General features: G+C 32.5%; 16 protein-coding genes. 13 read left to right on the plus strand and 3 right to left on the minus strand.

Annotation, left to right across the window (positions count from 1 at the left end; translation table 11 throughout):
- A partial coding sequence (locus tag JOC47_RS10985) for a nuclease/transposase family protein (protein WP_500683577.1) occupies window positions 1-786 on the minus strand: 786 nt, incomplete at its 3' end.
- A 28-nt stretch (window positions 787-814) separates the two neighbouring features.
- Window positions 815-1,426 carry an IS607 family transposase gene (locus tag JOC47_RS10990; protein ID WP_204702125.1) on the minus strand — a complete coding sequence of 204 codons (612 nt, stop codon included), beginning with the start codon at window positions 1,424-1,426 and terminating at the stop codon, window positions 815-817.
- Between the two features lie 295 nt (window positions 1,427-1,721).
- Here JOC47_RS10990 and JOC47_RS10995 point away from each other — a divergent pair, with 295 nt between their 5' ends.
- From JOC47_RS10995 to JOC47_RS11035, 9 genes are all read left to right on the plus strand, one after another.
- Window positions 1,722-2,669, plus strand: a complete 948-nt coding sequence (locus JOC47_RS10995) for an AAA family ATPase (RefSeq protein WP_204702126.1) — start codon at window positions 1,722-1,724, stop codon at window positions 2,667-2,669.
- Window position 2,670: 1 nt separating this feature from the next.
- Window positions 2,671-3,843: a DUF58 domain-containing protein gene (locus JOC47_RS11000; RefSeq protein ID WP_204702127.1), complete on the plus strand. Its 1,173-nt coding sequence runs from the start codon at window positions 2,671-2,673 to the stop codon at window positions 3,841-3,843.
- Entirely contained in the window at window positions 3,827-5,251 is a 1,425-nt protein-coding gene (locus JOC47_RS11005; protein ID WP_204702128.1) for a hypothetical protein, read from the plus strand. Before JOC47_RS11000 ends, JOC47_RS11005 begins: the two co-directional genes overlap by 17 nt.
- 82 nt (window positions 5,252-5,333) lie before the next feature.
- Window positions 5,334-6,722, plus strand: coding sequence for a carboxypeptidase-like regulatory domain-containing protein (locus JOC47_RS11010; protein WP_204702129.1), 1,389 nt, complete (start codon window positions 5,334-5,336; stop codon window positions 6,720-6,722).
- 78 nt (window positions 6,723-6,800) lie between these two features.
- The gene (locus JOC47_RS11015) at window positions 6,801-7,568 is read left to right on the plus strand and encodes a DUF5714 domain-containing protein (RefSeq protein ID WP_204702130.1); all 768 of its coding nucleotides are present in this window, start codon (window positions 6,801-6,803) and stop codon (window positions 7,566-7,568) included.
- A 180-nt stretch (window positions 7,569-7,748) separates the two neighbouring features.
- Window positions 7,749-9,785 (plus strand): BglG family transcription antiterminator, encoded by a 2,037-nt coding sequence (locus tag JOC47_RS11020; protein ID WP_204702131.1) that lies wholly within the window; start codon window positions 7,749-7,751, stop codon window positions 9,783-9,785.
- Window positions 9,786-9,787: 2 nt separating this feature from the next.
- Window positions 9,788-10,240 (plus strand): PTS sugar transporter subunit IIA, encoded by a 453-nt coding sequence (locus JOC47_RS11025; RefSeq protein WP_204702132.1) that lies wholly within the window; start codon window positions 9,788-9,790, stop codon window positions 10,238-10,240.
- Window positions 10,241-10,268: 28 nt separating this feature from the next.
- Window positions 10,269-10,577 (plus strand): PTS fructose transporter subunit IIB, encoded by a 309-nt coding sequence (locus JOC47_RS11030; protein ID WP_204702133.1) that lies wholly within the window; start codon window positions 10,269-10,271, stop codon window positions 10,575-10,577.
- Between the two features lie 21 nt (window positions 10,578-10,598).
- A complete protein-coding gene (locus tag JOC47_RS11035) occupies window positions 10,599-11,678 on the plus strand; it encodes a PTS fructose transporter subunit IIC (protein WP_204702134.1) in 1,080 nt (359 codons plus the stop codon).
- Between the two features lie 69 nt (window positions 11,679-11,747).
- On the opposite strand, the gene JOC47_RS11040 is transcribed toward JOC47_RS11035, so the two are convergent.
- Entirely contained in the window at window positions 11,748-13,367 is a 1,620-nt protein-coding gene (locus JOC47_RS11040) for an MASE3 domain-containing protein (RefSeq protein WP_204702135.1), read from the minus strand.
- A gap of 246 nt (window positions 13,368-13,613) precedes the next feature.
- Between JOC47_RS11040 and JOC47_RS11045 the strand changes: the two genes are divergently transcribed.
- The 4 genes from JOC47_RS11045 to JOC47_RS11060 all read left to right on the plus strand — a co-directional run bounded on the left by JOC47_RS11045 (window position 13,614) and on the right by JOC47_RS11060 (window position 17,862).
- The gene (locus JOC47_RS11045) at window positions 13,614-14,243 is read left to right on the plus strand and encodes a hypothetical protein (RefSeq protein WP_204702136.1); all 630 of its coding nucleotides are present in this window, start codon (window positions 13,614-13,616) and stop codon (window positions 14,241-14,243) included.
- Between the two features lie 106 nt (window positions 14,244-14,349).
- Window positions 14,350-15,522 (plus strand): D-alanyl-D-alanine carboxypeptidase family protein, encoded by a 1,173-nt coding sequence (locus tag JOC47_RS11050; protein ID WP_204702137.1) that lies wholly within the window; start codon window positions 14,350-14,352, stop codon window positions 15,520-15,522.
- Between the two features lie 101 nt (window positions 15,523-15,623).
- Entirely contained in the window at window positions 15,624-16,358 is a 735-nt protein-coding gene (locus JOC47_RS11055) for a response regulator (RefSeq protein ID WP_204702138.1), read from the plus strand.
- The gene (locus JOC47_RS11060; RefSeq protein WP_204702139.1) at window positions 16,348-17,862 is read left to right on the plus strand and encodes a sensor histidine kinase; all 1,515 of its coding nucleotides are present in this window, start codon (window positions 16,348-16,350) and stop codon (window positions 17,860-17,862) included. Before JOC47_RS11055 ends, JOC47_RS11060 begins: the two co-directional genes overlap by 11 nt.
- Window positions 17,863-17,884: the final 22 nt, after the last annotated feature.

Raw genomic sequence — 17,884 nt, forward strand, 5'->3', positions numbered from 1 at the left:
ATTAAATTGACTATTATAGTTCTTAAACTTCTTACCATCTACTATCAGACTAGGGCTATCTTTATCCTCTATATAAACTGCTGCTAGATTATTAATCCCTATATCTAGACCTGCAATCTTATGCGGTTTATTATTTTGTACCTTTTTATTATGGTGATAAGCAACTAATAGGTACAATTCACCATTAGAATACTTTAAATTAATAGATTGAATGTTATCTAGGTCACCATCCACTAACTGTTTTAACTTTTGCTGATTAACTCTTATATATTGTCTGCCTCTATCATGATCTAGAGTGATACCTAATTTGTCTTTACCTTTCTTTAAATAAGAAAGTCCTAGACCTTTATCATTATCAATTAGAAGAGTATAGTGATTTAGCGAAGATAAGCTTTTAGGTTTGGGCGGTTTTGCTTTTTTATCACCACTTTTATTTTTGGTATAAAAAGATTTAAAATTCCCTCGTACTTTTCTGATAGTCATGACGAGGTTATCTTTTTTAAGTTGTTTCCCTACTTCAATTAAATCCTGCATCAGATCATGATCTTTATATTTTTCTTTCATATAGGCTACTTTTTCAGCATATTTACCACCTTTGGTATCTCTAATTACTGCTCTCATTACATAGGGATTAGAAATCAAATTTCTATCTCCAATCTCTTGTTTATAATCTTGCTCTAATAAAATAAGCAGCATATTTTCAAAATGTCGGGTTAGATATACCTTCTCAATTGCAAATTCTTTAAAGTCTTGATCTTTGATTAATATTTTGCTTGTGCGCAGCATCTATTCTTCTCCTTTAAATTTAATATGTTTAATCAATAGTAAATAATTCTTTATTACTTGTCTTAATTTTTTTAGATTTATGACTGCGACTTCCATATAATTTAGATGAAAATACTGTAATAATTGACAATACATCCTCTACTAATTCTTCTTGATAACTTTTATCTTCCGTATGATTTATTATTTCAATTTTGACATCATTTAACTCCCACATCTGTTCAAACATTTCATATCCAAATCTGATAAGTCTATCTTTATAATTAACTACAATTCTTCCAATTTCCCTACTTTCAATTAATTTAATAAGTTCTTTAAGTCCTTTTTTCTTATAATTAAGACCACTACCTATATCTTTAATAATCCTGAATTGATAACCATTAGCTGTACAATAACTAGAAACTTTATCTATTTGTCGTTCTAAATCATTTTTTTGACTATTACTAGAAATTCTACAATAGCCAATAGTTAATCGACTGTGATTATCCTCTTTAGTTTGAAAAGCAATTAACTTCTTTTTGCCATATCTTCTATGCCCACCTGCAGTACGTTCAGGAACTAACTTCCCTTCTTTATCCCAACGCCTCAGAGTTGAAATTGAAACTCCTAAAAAATTAGCTGCTTCTTTAATTGATAGTTTCATTTTTTATCACCTATTAATAATATAACCAAAATCTATCTATTTATACATCAAAATAAGTATATTTGATTATAAATAATTAAGCTGTTTAGAAACCCCCTTAGGGAAGTCGTTTGATAATGATAGTGTACCATTTTTAAATTAGTGATGCAATGAAAACATGGTTCTTAATTCTAATGAAGGATATTCAGTATAAAGGAAAATAATGTTTTTTATTGAATAAAATAATTAGATGATAGTTTTTTGCAAGAGATAAATTGAATCGTATTTTTACTATACTTTAGAGAGGAGTTATAGAATGAGTGATTTTGACAAAATATGTGAAGAAATCTTAGATAATATGGAAGAAGTAATGGTGGGAAAAAGAGAAGTATTAGAAGAAGCTTTGATCTGTTTTTTAGCCGGAGGACATTTGTTATTAGAAGATGTACCAGGGGTAGGGAAGACAATGTTAGCTCGTTCATTAGCAGTTAGTAGCGGGGCTGAATTTAGCAGAGTACAGTGTACCCCTGATTTATTACCTAAGGATATGACAGGAATTACTGTTTATCATCAAGAAACAGAAGAATTTGAGTTTTCACCCGGGCCAATTTTTTCGCAGGTCTTGTTAGTAGATGAGATTAATCGAGCCACACCTAAAACTCAATCGGGATTATTAGAAAGTATGGCTGAAGGGCAGGTTAGCATTGATGGGGCAACAAAAATACTACCCCAGCCTTTCTTTGTGATTGCTACGCAAAATCCAGTTGAATTTGATGGGACATTTCCGCTGCCTAAAGCTCAATTAGATCGGTTTATGATGAAGACTAGTATGGGCTATCCAGGTCAAGAAGATGAGGTGCAGATTTTAAAGCAAGTAAAGAAAAAACACCCTATTAAAAGTTTAGAGTCAGTAACGACACCAGAGAAAATAGAAGAACTAAAAAAAGAAGTGCGCCAAGTTCATGTGGCAGATAAAGTAGCAGAATATTTAGTAAAAATTGTAGCTAAGACACGAGAACATCCTGATATTGTATTAGGTGCTAGTCCCCGAGGCAGTATTGATTTATATCATACTGCTCAAGCTAAAGCATTACTAGAGGGCAGAAATTTTGTGACTCCGCAGGATGTAAAGAGCTTAGCACCATCAGTTTTAAGTCACCGCTTAGTAGTTAAATCTGAAAGTCAACTACGAGGAACAGAAGCAGTCAATCTAATTGCTAAGATTTTAAAGAAAGTTTCTGTTCCTGTTCTGCAGGAGGAATAAAATGGGTATTTATTTGATTGCACTCTTGATTTTTATTCTAGGAACGATGTTTAAAGTCTTTCAACTCTATTATATAGTCTTGATTATCTTAGGAGTTAACTTAGCTCTGAAATATATGACTATAGAAGCTTTAAAAAAATTAACTTGTGTTAGAAATATCAGTTCTAATCGCATTTTTCGTGGCGAGAAAACAGAAATCAACTTGAATTTGAAGAATAACAGCATCTGGCCTATTTTTTGGCTTGAATTTAATGAGGCAGTACCAGTTAAATTACATAGTTCCTTAACAAGTCAAATTACCTCTTTAGCACCGCAAGAAAAAGTATCACAACAGTATACTTTAAAGGGCAAAGAAAGAGGCTTATATAATTTAGGTGTCTGTAAGGGGCAATTAGGAGATGGACTAGGTTTGGTAGAAAAGAAATTTACTTTTGATACAGGGCAGCAGTTAATTGTCTACCCCCAAGTTTTTCCCCTAGAAGACTTAGGATTGCCCTCGCGAATAGCATTTGGTGATTTGATTTGGCCTCAGAAAATTTATCGGGATCCAACAAGTTTTAGAGGTCTGCGAGAATATCAAAAAGGAGATCAGATCAAAGATGTTTATTGGCCGGCAACTGCTAGTTTAAATCAGTTAATGGTTAAAGAATATGAGTCTACAATTGCAGTAGAGAATTTAATCTTTTTAAATTTAAAGCAGCAGGATTATGGAGTCAAAAATCTAAGTATAGAGACAGAATTAGCAATAGAAGTGGCGGCTTCAGTTGCTAAATATTTAGTAGATTGTAATCAAACTGTTGGCTTAGCTACTAATGGAGAAGATGAGGTTAATAATCAAGAACTAATCGCAGCTGGGCAAGGGGCAGGGCAGTTGATGGATATTATGGAATTTTTGGCCCGCTTAGAAATAACTAAAGAACAGTCTTATCTAAACTTGATTGAGAAATACAGTCAGCAAGCAACACCAGGGTCTACCTTATTATTAATTACTAAAACTGATGGAGAAGAATTAGTGACTAAAGCTCTGCAACTGTGCCGTCAAGGATTAAATGTGGTTATTATTGTATTGGGCAAAGATGTACTGCATCAGAGATATTTGAATCGCTCTTATACTGAAAATTTGGTGATTTATCAAATTAAAAGGAAGGAAGATTTTTATGCTTGGGGCAGCTAATAGGGATATAAAAGAGTTGAGTAAAAAACTAACAGTAGTTACTGATCTAATTATCTTATTACTTTTATTATTCTTAGCTAGTCAATTATTCTTAGTAGTAGATAGTTATATAGCTGCTAGTAACTTTTGGTTAAATATCTTAACTGCAGTAGTAGCGATATTATTAGGTTTAGTAGGTGCTAAGGCTGCAGTTAAAACTAGATTTTCTTTGTTGTCCTTAAATATGATTAATTTAGTAGGGTTAGGAATATTACTGTGGTTAATCAACCATAAACCTGAGTCAAATTTGTTATTCCTAATTGCTCTAATAATTTTAATCATTTATAGTTTAGCAGTTAGTTTTGTTAGTAGATATGAATATCTAAAATTTGATTTTCTTAATTTAGATAAAACTAGGTTAGAAAAGCAGGGGCTAAATTTTAAGCGACAAGGAATTATTTTAAAAGGTGTAAAAAATAATTTAATTATGATTGACCTGTTAGCAGTAATAAGTTGGCTAGCAGCTAAGAAGATAAATCTAGTCTTAATTGTAAGTGGGATTGCTTTATTAATTTGTCAGTACCTCCTATGGCAATTTTTTAAATTTAGTATTAAAGCTTTAAATTGGTTCTTAGCTGATTACAAGGTTGATTTTAAAATCTTTAATCGCTGCTTCAGTTGGTCTGTACTGTTAATAATAATAGTGTTAGTTCTATCATTATTAGTACCAGTGCAGTATGGGAATAATTTTGCTGAATTAATTGCCAATAAATTAGATAACTGGGAAGAAGAAGTCAATTTAGAAAGGGAGTATGATCTAGGTCAATTAAGCAATATTATGTCTGGTAAAAGAGCAGCTCAAAGAAATTTCAATGTAGAGACTAAAGATTTACCGTGGTATTGGTCGATACCTGCTGTTATTTCTCTAGTTGCCGTAGTTTTTAGTATTCTAGGTGCAATTACAATCTTATTCCTTATATTTAAAAGAAAAGCAGATGAGTTCAAAAAACTGCCCCGATTAGTTGTTAATTTGTATAAAACTTTATTTGCTTTATTTAAAAATTGGAGAGATTTATTTGTGGGGGAAATGAAACAGATAAAAAAGAATTTTCATAGTGATGAACAAAATATAGAGAAAGAAAATGAATTCCAAAGGCGAAAAGGTTTATCTAGTCTCGAAAGGAATAAGGTAAGTAATCTATTAGAAGAATTAATAAAATTATTAGAAAGTAAAGGTTACAAAAGAGAAAACTATGAGACTTTAGAAGAATTTTTTCATGAGATTAAAAGAGATTTTTCAACTTTAGAAGAAGAATTAACTTGGAGCCAAAAGATTATCAATAAAGTTAGTTATAGTCAAGTTGAAATTAAAGAGCAGACGAGAGATAAATTAAAAAAATTAATTGAAGAATTAGAAAATAAAGAGTAATTTAAATTAAAAGCAGGACAAACTATTTCTATCCATAATTAGCCAAATGAAAAAATAAAATCTAGTTAAGGGGGGATAAAAGTTGACTCAGAAAAAAGTAACTTTCTTTGTAGTATTCTTATTATTAGCGTCACTGTTAATTGTTGGTTGTAGTGGTGATGATGGCAGTTCAACTGCTACTCTAGAAGGGACTGTGACTGTGCCGCAAAATACTAAGGTAGCTCTTTCTAATGATAAGTCAGTTTTAGCTAAGTTATTTTCTAATAAAGTATTTGCAATTAATGGGAAGGTTTTACCTCAGGCAGAGATTACTATTAAGAATTATACTACAGGCGAGATAATAGCAACTACTTCTACAAATGCTGAAGGAGAATATCAAATTACAGGTATTAAATCTGGAGCAGATGTGGTAGTGATAGCGACAAAATCAGTTAATAACGGCAATGATAAAGTTAGAGTTTCAGGTATAATTCCTAATGTAGGTCATCAGGATAAGTTAGATGGAAATATTAATGTTGAGACAACTGTAGTAGCAGAAGAATATGGACCAGAGATGGGGCAAGGTGAAGGTCTGACCCCTGAGAAGATAAAAGGAAAATTACAAAATGCTGAGAATATGCTCAAAGATTATCAGAAGAATAATCAAATTAGTCTGATACCAGGGGAAGGAATCTTACCGCAGGAATTTGGAGAGGAAATTAGAGAGGTTACTCTTGCTAATGGAATTAAACTTCAATTTAATCAATTAGGTAAAATTAATGATTTTGCTGCTAAGGCAGAAGTTGATGAAAATCCTCCTGAGTTAGGATCAGAGCAGTTGCAACTTGAAGCAGATGCAGTAAATATAGATTATAATGCTGAGACAAATGAATTAGTAACTATTAAAATTCCAATTAGTGATCAAATGGCTGCTAATGATAATATTAGATTGTCTCATTATGATGTGAAAAGCTGGCGTAAAAGTAAAGGTGAAGATTGGCTTGTATTAGGTTCTTCTAAGATAGTTACAGAACAGGGGCAGAAGTATTTAGTGGGCCAAAGTAGGAGTTTTTCTCCTTATGCGGTTTTGAGTATGAGTTCTCCTGTAAAGGCTATGAATGAATTTTTAACTGCTATGTATGTTGAAGATAAAGAATTGCTGCGTGAGATAATTAATCCTAATGGTATTAATGGACAACCTAGAGATAAGTTTATTGAAGAGTTTATCGAAGCTAATTGGGGTGGAGGTTTTCATTATCAAGGTGGCTATGATTTTCGGCCTACTGATATAAATGTTAAAAAACCTGATCAAAAAATAAATGCAGAATTCTTTGTAGATATGGAATTTAGATTAGATGATGGAGCTGATTCTAGTTATGAGGAATACTTTATAAAAGAAGCTAAAATGGCAATGACTATTGAAAAAGTTGAAGAAGAGTGGTATATTAGCAAGGCGGAAGTATTAAAAAGTGAAATAGTAGCTGGAAAATAAAATCCATTTGTTATTTATTAATCAGGCTGTTTAAATAGTAATAATATAGTTAAGGAATTTATTTTAGGGGGTATAGAAATGGGATGTTGTAATAAGCCAAGAAAAACAAATGACTGCAGTGCAAAAGAAGAACGAGAAACGGAAAATTGCATGGTTTGTGGAGATGAGTTAGTTTATAAATCTCAGCCAGATAAAAAAGAGTGTATTTATTGTGGAACAGAAAAAGCAGCTGCAGTATATTGTTTAAATGATCACTTTGTCTGTGATAAATGTCATAATCAAGAAATTAATAGTTTTATTGAAGAAGCAGCACTGAATGCTAAAACCAAAGATCCACTAGAATTTGCGGAACGAATGATGGCTCATCCTAATATGCCATTTTTAGGTGGGGCTCATCACTTAGTAGTAACTTCAGCTTTGTTAGTGGCCTTAAGAAATTTCGGGCCAATTACAGTCCAAGGAATTGAAAAACAAGTTACCGCTGAAGATATTGAAGAAGGAATTCGCCGTATGAAAAAGATACCTAGCTGTAGTTGTGCTGATTATGGATCTTGTGGAGCAGGGCCGGGTGTTGGAGCAGTATTTAGTATTTTGTATCAAGCTACTTGTGCTAAAGATAGAGAACGTACTTTAACTATGCGGGCTACTAATGCGTCGTTGACTGCTATTGCTAATACGGGAGGACCAGGCTGTTGTAAGCAGAGTGTCAGAACAGCGATTGAAACAGGAATAGAATTATTAAAAGAACAATTTGAGATAAAGTTACCTGTTAGTCGGATTCGTAATTGTGATTTTTCTCAGCGTCATCCGCATGGTTGTAAAGGAGAACGTTGTGTTTATTTTTAGTACAAGGAAAAATAATTAAATAGTAATAATCAGCGATCTCCAAGTTATTTTTGCTTGGAGATTTTTTATTGTTTAAAAATGTCTGAATTGAATGTGGAAGTGATATAAACATTGTGGTATTTAGAAATTAAAACAGAACTGTTACAATAGATATGCAAGATGATAGGGATGGTGTTAAAAATGAATAATTTGAAACAACGACAGCAGAAATTATTAATAGAACTATTAAGTGCTGAAGAGTCTTTAACGACTAAGCATTTAGCAGATAAGTTAGATGTTTCTCCGCGTACAATTCGTAAAGATATTAAAGCAATTAACTTATGGTTAGGAGATAGCTATGATGGTGAAGTGAAAACTAAACCGCGAGTGGGAGTTTGGTTAGATATAAGTTGTGAAGAAAAAGAAATATTAAAAGAAGAATTAGATTTTGGGAGCAATAATTTTGTACCTACTAATCGCCGGGAGCGAATTGTTTATTTATTGAAAAGGTTGTTAGAAACTCAGCAGGTGCTGACAACGAGAGAGTTGGCCCAAGAATTATATGTTAGCCGAGCGACAATCAATAATGATTTAGCTGAAGTTGAAGATTGGTTAGCAGGACATGACTTAAAATTAAAAAAGAGACCGAATTGGGGAATTAAAGTAGTTGGAGAAGAAAAAGATCTACGATCTGCTGTTTCACATTTGTTATCGACTAATACTGATATTCCTAATCTATTTGAATTTTTAAATGGTGTGCAGCAGACTCATAATGATAAAAGGATCTATATTAATAATTTAAATGAGATTCAAAGAATGATTGATCAACCTGATTTACCTATTATAGAACAAGTAGTAAAGGAAGTGCAAGAAGATTTTAAATTTAAATTTACTGATCAAGCTTATTCTGGTTTAGTAATTCATTTAGCCATTGCTTTACGGAGAATCAAATTAGGTCAAAGTATTGAATTACCTGATTATCAAAGCAATGATCTGAAAGAAAATAAAGAGTATAAGATGGCTCAAGTTATTGTAACTCGGTTAGAAAATGAATTAGAAGTAGAAATCCCTAAAGAAGAAATTTATTATATTACTTTACATCTCTTAGGTGCTAAGGTGCAAGAAACTCCAGAACAAGAACAAGCAGTAGGGGTTACCTTAGATGATATAGATCCAGAATTGCTTGATTTAGCTAAAAAGATGATTAAACAAGCTGAATCAGTGTTAGATGTTTCTTTAGCTAATGATAGAGAGTTATTGGTAGGTTTAAGTGTTCATTTGCGGTCTGCTGTCAATAGATTGAAATATAATATGAACTTATTTAACCCTATGTTAGAAGAAGTGAAAAGTTCTTATTCCTTAACTTATGAGGCAGCAGTAGCAGCTAGTCAAGTAATAGAAGAAGAATATGGGGTGGAGATGATAGAAGACGAAGTTGGCTATATTACCATTCATCTTCAAGCAGCTTTAGAAAGGATAGAACAAAAGAATGAACAACCGCTGCAGGTTTTAGTGGTCTGTTCAACTGGGGTAGGAACAGCACAATTGTTAGCTACTAAGTTAAAAAGAAGATTTGATAATTTTGATATTCTTGAAATTGCTTCTAGTTTTGAAGTAGATAGTATTGTGCAGGAAGAGAATCCAGATTTGATTATTACTACTGTTCCTTTAACTGTAGAAGTAGAGCCTGAGGTTATCAAAGTTAGTCCTTTGTTACCTAATTCTGATTTAAAGCAGATAGAATCATATGTAAAGCAATTTAATCAAAAAGTACCTGATAAACCTGAGATTGATTTTAATAGATTATTATCTAGATTAGATGCAGACTTAATTTTTGTGAAGCAAAATTTCACTTCACAAGTAGAGATAATTAAATTCTTAGGTCAACAGTTACAAGAAGTAGGTTGTGTCAAAACTGATTTTATAGATTCAGTTATTGCTCGTGAAGAATTATCTTCAACAAATATAGGCAATGGAGTCTGTATTCCTCATGGTGTACTAAACCAAGTTAAAGAACCGGCTATTGCAGTTTGTCAACTAGAAGAGTCAGTCCCATGGGATGATTATGAGGCAAATTTGATTTTTCTCTTAGCTATGGATTTATCTAAACAGCAAGCAGCAGAAGAACTCTTTGATGAATTATATGAGTTAACCCAAAACCAAAAATTAGTGCAGCAACTAAATGAGAGTGCTACTGCAGATGAATTCTTGCAATCATTGGCAACTGGAGGGGATTAAGTATGGATGTTTCAGAATTGATAAATCATAAATTAATTGATTTATCTCTAACTGCAAATAATCAACTAGAAACAATAGAAGCGTTGACTGACTTATTATATCAAGAAGATAAAATTACATCTAAAGAAGAATTTAAAGCAGGAATTATTGAACGCGAAGAAGAGGGAACTACTGGATTTGGACAAAAAGTAGCTATTCCTCACTGCAAATCAGACAGTGTTAAAGAAGTTAGTATGGCAGTTGCAAAGTTAAAAGAAGGTGTAGATTGGAATGCTGTTGATGAAGATAAAGTAAAATTAGTAATTATGTTAGCTGTGCCTAATCAAGCAGCTAATACTAAACATATAGAGATCTTATCAACTTTATCTACTAAATTAATGGAAGATGAGTTTGTAGAACAGCTATTAGCAGTTAAAGATAAAGAAAAATTAATAAAATTATTAAGTAAAGATTAATCAATCATTTATAAGGAGGAGATTACTAATGAAGATTGTAGCAGTAACAGCTTGCCCAAATGGGATAGCACATACAAATATGGTTGCTAAGGCGCTGAAAGAAGAGGCGGATAAGAGAGGACTAGAGATTAAATTAGAAAAGCAAGGTGCTTTAGGTATGGAAAATGAAATCACAGAAGAGGATCTTGCTGAAGCAGATGTAGCTATTTTAGCTGTGTCTACGAAAATAGAAGGAGAATCTAGGTTTGATAATTTACCAACGCATAAGGTAAAGATTGATAAGGCGATTCGGGATACTGAAAAAATTGTGGACGAAGCACTAAAATTAGTAGAATAAAATACCTAGGAGGGATATTCTATGGAAAAGTTAAAAGAGTTTGCTAAGAATCTGCAGGAACATCTGATGACTGGTGTTTCTTATATGGTACCATTTGTAGCAGCAGCTGGACTTATGTTAGCTTTATCATCTATCATTGGTAAATTCACTGTTGGAACAGCAGCTGTCTGGAAAGAAGAGTATGCTAATACTTTTGCTCATACTGTTAATAAGATAGGTGGTATGGGATTTGAACTATTAGTCCCAATCATAGCAGGATATATTGCTTATTCAATTGCTGATAAACCAGGAATTGCTCCTGGGATGATTTGTGGTGTTTTAGCTAGTAATATGAAAGCTGGTTTTTTAGGTGGGATTGTAGTTGGACTGATGTCTGGTTATTTGGTAAAGTGGATGAAAGAAAATATTAAATTACCTCCATCTATTATGCCTTTATTGACAATTATTCTAATACCATTAGGAGCAACACTTACGGTGGCTTTGGTATTTTATTATTTAATTGGGCAACCAATTGCTGGAATGATGACGTTCTTAGAAACTTGGCTAAAAGGAATGCAGGGTAGTAGTAAGATTGTATTAGGAGCAATTTTAGGAGCTATGATGGCCTTTAATATGGGAGGTCCATTGAATAAAACTGCTGTAGCATTTGCTTTTGGTATGTATGCTTCTAAAATTTATTTCCCAAATACAGCGATTCATATTGCCGTATCAGTACCGCCATTAGGAATGTGGTTAGCTACTAAGATGGCGCCAGATAAGTATCGGGATAAAGAAAAGACCGCGGCTGACCCCGCAGCAATAATGGCTATCTTTGGTATAACTGAAGGTACTATTCCAATTGCTATGGCTGACCCATTTAGAGTAATTCCTTCAATCATGATTGGAACTGCTACTGCTACTGGATTAGCTGGTTTCTTCAATATCATTAATCCAGTTACTTTAGCCTTCTTCTTATCTTGGCCATTTGTTAATAAGCCAATTTTATATGGTGTTTGCATGCTTGTAGGAATGGTAGTTACAGCCCTAGTAGCGAATACTTTAAAACCAGATTTAGAGTTTGAAGAAGATGAACAAGGACAAGTTCAAAGCCAGGCTGCTTAATTAAATAGTAATAAAAAAAGACCTCTCTGGAAATACAGAGAGGTCTTTTTAGCTTATTTTCAGTTTGAATCACTCCGAATTAACTTCATCCCTTTTTAAAACTAACAGGGTGATATCGTCAGATTGAGGTTTTTCTATAAACTGCTTAAAATCAGCAATGATTTGATCCATTATAAACTGTGGTGAAGAGTGATAATTGAGTTTTAAATTATTGATCAAACGCTTGGCCCCATAAATTCCTCCCCTAGCTCTTTCCTCAATTAATCCATCCGTAGCAGCTAAAATAATATCTTGCTGCTCTAAATAAAAATCATCTTCTGGGAATTCGTATTTTGTACTAGGAATAGCTAAAGAAATAGGTAATTCAGTAGCAGTTAATTCTTTAACTTTTCCATTTTTGACTAGCAAAGGTAGGGTTTGAAAACCAGCATTTGCATATTTGACTCTATAATCATCAAGGTCGACTATAAATAATAGCAGACAGATAAAATAATCTTCAGGAAATTGTTCTTCGCGAAATCTTTGATTAATATGCTCCATTATTTCTTGGGGCGATAAGTCTTTTCTGTGGTCATTAGTAACTAAAAAGTTGTTAATCGCCTCTTTGACAAAGACATTTAAAAAAGCTCCATCAATTCCATGCCCAGTAATATCTACTAAATAAAAAATGAATTTATCTTCTAATTTAATTAAATTATATAGGTCACCACCAATTTCTTCAGCCGGCAAATAACTAGCAGCTAAAGAAAGTTCTTTTAAATCTTTTGGTTTATCCCCCATCAACTGTAGGTGAATCTTTCTGCCCGCTTCAATTCTTTGTCTTAATTGTTGATTAGTCGATTTTAATTCAGATTGCATTGCTTTTAATTCTTCATTGATAGAATCAATTTCTTCATAGCTCTCTTGCAAATTTTCATTTTTATTCTTTAATTTATAAAACAAAGAAGTATATGGATCTTGTAAAACTACTTTTATAACCGAACGATATAAGAAATAAAAAGACATTAATTTAAAAAGATGGCCAATTACATTAGATAGTCCAAAAACATCAATATAAAGAGTAAAGAAAAATTCAGCAGCTATAGTAGTAAATAAAGCTAATTTTAAAAAGAGATGACTCTTTTTAGTGAAACGATCTTGATAATAGTACAGTAAAAAGAGAGCAATTATTAATAAAGCGATAATTATATATTCACTAATTATTTTAAATGAAGTTAAACCCTGACCGGCAATAAAACAGTCAGGAAAATAGCCCATAAAAATACTAACTATAATTAAAGCACTGATTAATGAAAAAAGAATAATTGTTTTTTTCTTATTTAATTTATGATCTAAGTAATAAAAAGAGCCGATTAAAATAAAACTTTCAAAATAACGGGCGGCAATCCATAGTTGAGTGGGGATGTTAGTTTCTACATCTAAAACTGACATGCCTTTATAACTCAGAGTATGTAGTAGGTCAAAGCCAGCAATAAAACCGTAGGCTAAACCGAGGAAGATTAAGTAGTCATTATCTGTGATTTCATTAATATTAATTACAATAATAAAAATGCTAAATGCGATAATAATACTGAATAATTCCACTCCTAAGTGAAAAAGTAAGAAATTTTTAAATTCGAGAAAAAGTAGCATGGTAGTTAATAATAAAAAGACCTTAAATCCTTTATCTTTAAATAATGTGTGGTCCATTTTTGCCACCTCTTTATAATAGATTAATGTCAAGGTAAACTATAATTGCATATATAGTATAAATTCTATAGGTGATGACTTTAGTTTAACACAATAAATAATGATTTTCAATTTTAGAGCTTATGTGGCTTAGTGAGTTTTGTTGTAATTTATATTTTAGTGACTATTTATTTGCATTTTGTTTACATTTTGTTTATAATATAAACAACGAAATAAAATAAATATCAACTAGAAAGGAGAGATACTATGTCTCATAATCCTAGTAACGAGGAAAATTCTTGGCAAGATAAGGCTAAGAAATATGGTAAAGTAGTGTTAGTAGTTTTAATTGCAATTTGGATTTTTAATATTGCTCAAGGTGCCCAAAATTTAGCTGAAGAAAATAAGAAGTATGTGCAAAAACCTAATTTTGAAATTGCAACAGTTCCCGGGGGCCCACAACGCTTTAAAACATCATTTCAAGGCTATTTAGAAAGAAGTGAAAAGGATATTAAAGCTGACAAATATTTATGGAGTACGTTGATTATTGAAAATACGGGTGGTACATTAGCAGAAGGAATTACAATTAATGATGTAGCAGCTGCCCCAATTGCTGAGGTGGGTTATGAAGATCCAGGTTATGGCTTTACTGAGATTAAAGTTAAACACAAGTCTGGTGAGCAAAAGGCAACTATTGATGTAGAATCTCTTGAATTAGGAGAAAATTTAAAAATATTTATTGCTTTTAAACCACAAGAAATTGCTAAACCTTATGACCAAAGTAGTAAGCAACAGTGGGCGCAAATTTATGATACTTATCAAGTTAAAATTAATGTCAAAGCTGAAAAATCACAAGAAACATTATATTTAGATGGTCTTCCTCAATTGAATAGTTAATATAAATATACTCAATTTGAGTTATCGTTTCACCTCCACTACTATCCTCCGTACCCCCGGAGGATAGTTTTATTTAACTATACTTATTAGAGAGGAGAGGATTGTGATGACTAAATTAAAGTTAAGTTTGAGTTTAATATTGATTTTGATAATCTTTTGTTCAGGATTAGCAGTAGCTAATACAACCATCAATGCTCATTCAGCAGTATTAATTGATGCTCAGACTGGACAAGTTTTATTGCAAAAAAATGCTAAACAGCAGTCTCCCCTTGCTAGTTTAACTAAAGTTATGACTGTGTTAGTAGCATTAGAAGAAGTAGAAAGTGCTAAATTTTCTTTACAAGACCAAGTTACAATCAGCCCCGCGGCAGAAGCAATGGGAGGCTCTCAAATTTGGTTAGCTGCAGGAGAAAAATATACTTTAAAAGAATTATTAAAAGCTGTTTTACTCCCATCAGCTAATGATGCTGCAGTAGCAGTAGCGAATTATATAGCTGGTACTGAGCAGCAATTTGTAAGATTAATGAACCGCCAAGCAGAGCAATTAGGATTAGAAAAAACTCATTTTATTAACTGTACTGGTTTACCTGCTAAAAAAGGGGGCAATAAATCTACAGCTCATGAATTAGCTTCGTTAGTTCAAAATCTGATTACTAATCATAATCAAGTTTTAAATTGGACTAATCAGCGGGTAGATTATATTCATAAACAGCAAGCAATTTATAATACTAATCAATTAATTGGTCATTATGAAGGAGCAGATGGATTACAGACAGGTTGGACAAAAGAAGCAGGGTATTGCCTGACTGTTACAGCTAAAAGAGATGAGCGGCGCTTGATCGCTGTATTATTAGGTGCTGAGACTAAGGAACTGCGTATCAATACAGCTAAAAACTTATTGGATTATGGCTTTGATCTTTTTCGACGAAGAAAGATAGTAGCTGCCGGCAAAAAAATTAATACTTTAGAAGTAGAACAAGGGTCAGAATTGAAAGTACCAGTAGTTACAGAAACTAAATTAAAACCATTAGTTAAGGTTGGTACTGAAGAACAAATAACAAAAGAAGTAGAATTAACTAAGAGGATTTTAGAAGCTCCTTTGGCAGATAATAAAAAAGTAGGGAGCATTAGCTATTATTATCAAGAGCAAAAATTAGGTTCAGTAGATTTAGTTACTTTAAGAGAAGTCCCAGAAGCAGAGTGGACAACTTTATTAATTAGGTGGTTAAGTAATTTTGGCGGTACAATAGTTAGTGCAGTAGATTATTTATTAGCTTAATAATATCATTTTTAGCAAGAAATTTATGCTAAAAGGGAGGAATTTACTTATTTTTCAAGAATATATCGTGGTAAGTCACTACTTAGAAAGGAGTATTTGAGTTGGACTTACACGGTAAAAAAATATTATTAATTGAAGATGATGACCATATTTATTCCTTAGTGGAAGCAATGTTGAAATCATATGATATAGATTTAATTTTTAAGCAAGATGGTCAAAGCGGATTAAAAGCTGCTTTAGAAAAAGATTTAGACTTAATTCTTTTAGATATTATGCTGCCAGAAAAAGACGGATGGGAGATTTGTCGTGAATTAAAAAATAAAGGTGTAGAGACTCCAATTATTATGTTAACGGCTAAAGTAGAAGAAACTGATAAAGTTTTGGGTTTAGAAATAGGAGCAGATGATTATGTAACTAAACCATTTAGTCCTCGCGAATTAACTGCTCGTATTAAGGCAGTGATTAGGCGATTTGAAAAGACTAAAGATAAACCTGCTGCTGAGAAAAAAGCACTTGAATTACCTAGCTTGGATTTAAGAATTGATCCTAAAAGCAGAGCAGTCTATATTCAAGGGTCTGAAATAGCAGTAGCTCCTAAAGAGTTTCAATTACTAGTTTTCTTGGCCCGACGTCCTAATCAAGCTTTTAGTCGTGAAGAGTTATTGACAGAGATTTGGGGGCCAGATACTGATAAACGAAGTCGAACTATAGATGAACATATCAAAAGATTAAGGAAAAAATTAAGCAAGGGAGGATTAGAAGAGATACCTTTAGAAACAGTGTGGGGGGTAGGTTATAAATTTGTAATAAAGGATGAATTAGAAAATGAAACTTAATTTGCGTAGCTTTTTTGGGCGGTTGATGATTTCACATTTAGCAGTAATTTTAATTGCTTTAGTAGTAATTGGTCTTATTTTTGGTTATTTAATTCAAAATTATTATTTTGGTCTTCGCGAATGGAAAGCTACTAACAATGGAAAAAGAATAGCAAAGTTGGTCAGTTCTAATGTAACTGGACGTAACTTACGGAGTAATGAAATAAAAAGTGCCCGGCAAAAGATAAAAACTATTGCCCGTTCAGCTAATATGGATATTGCTATAGCTAATGAAAAAGGGGAAATCATTTTTGATTCAACTACTTTAGAAGCTTTTGATTTGGAATTAAAAAACCGAGAAGTAGAGCGAGTTTTAGAAGGTAATAGTATTACCAAAAAAATTCGTGGACCACAAAGGCAAAGTTTATTGATGGTTTTTCCTCTTTTATGGAAGCAAGAGCAGACTAAATCAATTATTTTAGGTCCTGATGATGAGATAGAAGGAAAAGTATTAGGAAGTATAGTAGTGCGCAGTCCTTTAGGCAGTATTTCAGAAACAGTTTGGGAAATATTGCGTTTGATTTTATATGCTTCTTTAATAGCTATCATAGCAGCGTTAGGTTTAAGCTTTTTATTTGCAAGTCGAGTGACTAAGCCTTTAGAAAGAATTAATGAATCAGCTTTAGAGATTGCTGATGGTAATTTTGAAAGAGTAGAGTTACCAGAGAATAGTAGTCAAGAAATTGAACGTTTAGTTGAGGCCTATAATTATGCGGTTGAACAAGTAGAAGAAACATTAGATAAAAAAGAGCGATTAGAAAAGATGAGAAAGCAATTTGTCTCTGATGTTTCTCATGAGTTCAGAGCACCATTAACTTCTTTGAAAGGGTTTTTAGAGATTTTTCAAGAACAAGAATTGAGTGCAGGAGAAATAAAAAATTATGCTGATATAATGTATAAAGATACAGAGTATTTAGAACATTTAATTGATGATTTAGCTGTATTAGGAAAATTAGATTCAGGAGAATTAAAATTAGATAGAGAAATAATAGAGGCTCAAGAAATAATTATGAGGGCCATTAATTCACTGCAGCATAAATTAAAAGAGAATCAGTTACAGATTAAAAATTCTTTTATCAATAATGTACCAGATTTATATGTTGACCCTAATCGGATGCAGCAGGTGATGATTAACTTATTAGATAATGCAATTGAGCATTCACCCCTAGGAGGAAAGATAATAGTGAAAACGAAGTATCATGAGGGAGAAAATAGTGAAGTCGAATTTGCTATTATTGATCAAGGCCCGGGAATTCCTGAAGATGAATTGGATAATATTTGGCAGAGATTTTATAAAGTTGATACTGCTCGAACACGTAGTGAGCAGGGCAGTGGTTTGGGATTAGCAATTGTGAAAGATATTATCGAGCAGCATAGAGGTAGGGTAAAAGTAGAAAACATCAAAGAAAGAGGGGCTAAATTTAGCTTTGTCTTACCTGAAGATGCTTTAGTAAATAAGAATTAAAATGACTGAGATTGGGAGAACA

The sequence above is a fragment of the Halanaerobacter jeridensis genome (genome assembly GCF_016908315.1).
In the GTDB taxonomy this organism is placed as follows: domain Bacteria; phylum Bacillota; class Halanaerobiia; order Halobacteroidales; family Halobacteroidaceae; genus Halanaerobacter; species Halanaerobacter jeridensis.